Origin of the sequence: Draconibacterium orientale (assembly GCF_900111425.1) — a bacterium.
GTDB classification, from domain to species: Bacteria; Bacteroidota; Bacteroidia; order Bacteroidales; family Prolixibacteraceae; genus Draconibacterium; species Draconibacterium orientale.
Genome location: NZ_FOHT01000075.1, coordinates 1 through 3288 on the forward strand (window position 1 = coordinate 1; position 3288 = coordinate 3288).

Consider the following 3288-nt stretch of genomic DNA (forward strand, 5'->3'; position numbering starts at 1 on the left):
TCTACAAGCTAAACCGGAGGTATTTTGGAGAAAAACTCTTTGACAGGCTGGTTATTGCTGGAATTACTGGACTATGACTAAATACGGATATTCAAAAATCCGAATATAATTTAATCCAATATCGCCTCGCGGAAGAGTCAATTTTAAAGGAATCCCTCCTATTCCTTGCAAAGAAGTCGGCAATGTATTAAATTACACCTACGAAGTTTATTACTCACAAATACTTTACAAATGCGATTCTTTTCTTTGTGAATTTTAATTCAATGAGCAGTGAGAAATTGCAATATGAATCAGCCCTGACGACGAAATAATTGCGGATGATCTACAATCAACAAATGATGAAATCGAATCAGCAATCATTTTCACTCCTTTGCATTTAACTGTTCTACAGAAATGAAAGCACACGATAAAAGGTGATTATTTTGCTAACGTAAAAGACATATATCATGAAGTACAATTTATTAGGAAACACAGGATTATACGTATCAGAACTTTGTTTGGGCACCATGACATTTGGTGGCCGCGGTATGTGGACAGCTATTGGCACTTTGCCACAGGACCAGGTGAACAGTCTCGTTAAACAATCGGTTGACGGCGGAATAAATTTTATTGACACCGCCAATATTTACAGCGAAGGTTTGAGCGAACAAATGACCGGGCAGGCTATCCGCGACCTCGGGCTTAAACGCGACGACCTCGTGATTGCCACAAAAGTACGCGGACAAATGGGTGACGGCCCCAATGAAGTCGGGCTGAGCAAAAAACATATTCTACAACAAGCCGACGAAAGTCTTACACGCTTAAACATGGACTATATCGACCTTTACCAGATTCATGGTTTCGACAGGCTCACTCCTCTGGAAGAAACACTTGAAGCACTCGATTCGCTGGTTAAAAGCGGAAAAGTGAGGTATATTGGCTGTAGCAACCTGGCTGCCTGGCAGCTGATGAAAGCACTTGGTATTTCGGCACAGCAACACCTAAGCAAATTTGTTTCGTTGCAAGCTTATTACACTATTGCCGGGCGCGATTTGGAACGCGAACTGGTTCCGCTGCTTCTCGACCAGAAAGTGGGTTTAATGGTTTGGAGTCCGCTGGCAGGAGGATTATTAAGTGGCAAATACAGTCGCGATGCAGAAACCAAAGAAGGCCGAAGGGTAAATTTCGATTTTCCGCCCGTGAACAAAGAAAAAGCTTATGACATTGTTGATGTTATGCGAAAAATTGCCGACAACAAAGGTGTTACCGTGGCCCAAATCGCATTGTCGTGGCTGCTGCATCAGCCCGCGGTTACGTCGGTAATTATTGGCGCCAATAAACCCGAACAACTAGCGGATAACCTAAGTTCGGTTGATGTAAAACTGGAAGCAGAAGAACTCGACCATTTAAACGAAGTAAGCAAACTGTCTCCGGAATACCCGGGTTGGATGATTGAACGCCAGGGCAGCGGCAGATAAATTTTTTATACAAACTACTCACCTAACTTAATGTTTAGCTATTGTAGTTAGAGAATAATCAATACTTCAGAAAAATTAAAAAGAGGGCCGTAAAGTCCTCTTTTTATTTCCCCGTACCTTTTTCAAAATTACCAACACATCGATTTAGAGGAAAGCCCCAAGTTTTTTACTCCAATCCTTTGTTCGATTTATTCCGAAAGGATTATAAATTGAACTGAAATTATTATCTTGTTACAATAGAGATTTTAAAATGAATATAACTACCCCGGAAATACTTTGTTTTGGTGAGGTTTTGTGGGACCGGCTTCCATCGGGAGCAAAACCCGGTGGTGCTCCCATGAATGTGGCTTTACACCTAAATGCAATAGGGCTTAATGCTGCAATTGCCAGCTCGGTTGGCAACGACGATGCAGGGCGGAAACTGATCGACTTTTTGCAAAATTCAGGAGTAGATACTTCATTGGTTCAAACCGATAAGACATTACCTACCAGTAAAGTTCTGGTGCACCTCGACGAAAATAACAATGCTAAGTACGAAATATGTGAGCCGGTAGCCTGGGACAATATTCAGCTTAGCGATGAATTGGCTAAAAAAGCACAAAGATCGGGTTTGATCATTTATGGTTCGTTGGCTGCTCGCAAGCAAACTACACGCGAAACACTTTTAAAGTTACTCGATAACGATGCCGTAAAATTAATTGATGTAAACCTGCGCCATCCTTACGACAAACAAGAAGTACTGGAACTATTACTGGCCAAATCAGACATTGTAAAACTAAACGATGAAGAACTTCGTGTTTTTGCGAACTGGAACGGAATTGAAGGCCAAACCGAGGAAGAAATGATTAAATGGTTTGTACAACATTACAAGGTAGAAATGCTTTGTGTTACCCGTGGCGACAAAGGAGCGGCAATGTTTCATGAAAACAAGTTTTACGAGCACCCGGGATTTAAAGTTATCGCAGTAGACACCGTTGGTGCCGGCGATGCTTTTCTTGCCGGTTTGGTAGCAGCATACCTGCAAAAGAAATCACCTGCAGAAGCTATTACCTTTGCCTGCGCCACAGGAGCTTTTGTGGCATCGAAAGCAGGTGCAACACCAGCATACGACATGAATGAAATTCAGGCAATAATCAATCAGTAAATAGTAACCTGAGTTCGTTTTCGAGTAAAACAGTTTCTATAAAAATACCTATTCTATCGATAAATATCCCGGGTTCTTCTATTTAGTTCCTTCAATAGCGAATTCATTCATAACTTGTTGAGCACAATTAAAAATGTGGGGTATCGTAAAAATTAGCGATACCAACTACATACCGATTAATAACTTAAAATTTCAAAAACGATGAAAAGAATTTTATTTTCTTCAGTATTGGTATTTACCTTTTTGCTGGGCATTAGCGCAACAGCGAGCGAAGGCATTACCGGAAAATGGAGAGCAACGATGGGGCCAGGCGGCGACATGGTGATTACTTTCGATTTTAAAGTAAACGGTGACCAACTTACTGGAACCGTTTCTACTCCGATGGGTGATCAGGAGATCAGTAATGGAAAAGTTGATGGCAACTCCATCTCATTCGAGACAAAGATGATGGACAGCACCATTAAACATACCGGGAAACTGGACGGTGAAGTAATTAAATTAAAAATAGAAATGCCGGAAGGCGGACCTCAGGGTCCTGGAGGCCCAGGCGGACAGGATGGAATAACATTAACACGTGTGAAATAAAAACAAAAAGAGGCTGTCCAAAAAGTAAAATTGGACAGCCTTTGTTTTTATTGTCCCTTTAAGATTTGTATCTTAAAGGTGGATATGACAATAAGATCAAAC

The 3288-nt window shown here is 41.3% G+C and carries 3 protein-coding genes; all 3 read left to right on the forward strand.

What is annotated here, in order from left to right; all coding sequences use genetic code 11:
* Positions 1 to 446 precede the first annotated feature (446 nt).
* The 3 genes from BMW53_RS20480 (at position 447) to BMW53_RS20490 (ending at position 3186) form a co-directional block, all read left to right on the forward strand.
* Positions 447 to 1457, forward strand: a complete 1011-nt coding sequence (locus tag BMW53_RS20480; RefSeq protein WP_038554275.1) for an aldo/keto reductase — start codon at positions 447 to 449, stop codon at positions 1455 to 1457.
* A 250-nt stretch (positions 1458 to 1707) separates the two neighbouring features.
* Positions 1708 to 2601: a carbohydrate kinase family protein gene (locus BMW53_RS20485; RefSeq protein ID WP_038554278.1), complete on the forward strand. Its 894-nt coding sequence runs from the start codon at positions 1708 to 1710 to the stop codon at positions 2599 to 2601.
* Positions 2602 to 2802: 201 nt separating this feature from the next.
* Positions 2803 to 3186, forward strand: a complete 384-nt coding sequence (locus BMW53_RS20490; RefSeq protein WP_038554281.1) for a hypothetical protein — start codon at positions 2803 to 2805, stop codon at positions 3184 to 3186.
* The last annotated feature ends 102 nt before the right edge of the window (positions 3187 to 3288 follow it).

What these genes read in the sequence shown, in the direction of transcription:
- BMW53_RS20480 (WP_038554275.1), top strand. Translation starts at nt 447, where the DNA reads ATGAAGTACAATTTATTAGGAAACACAGGATTATACGTATCAGAACTT.
- BMW53_RS20485 (WP_038554278.1), top strand. Translation starts at nt 1,708, where the DNA reads ATGAATATAACTACCCCGGAAATACTTTGTTTTGGTGAGGTTTTGTGG.
- BMW53_RS20490 (WP_038554281.1), top strand. Translation starts at nt 2,803, where the DNA reads ATGAAAAGAATTTTATTTTCTTCAGTATTGGTATTTACCTTTTTGCTG.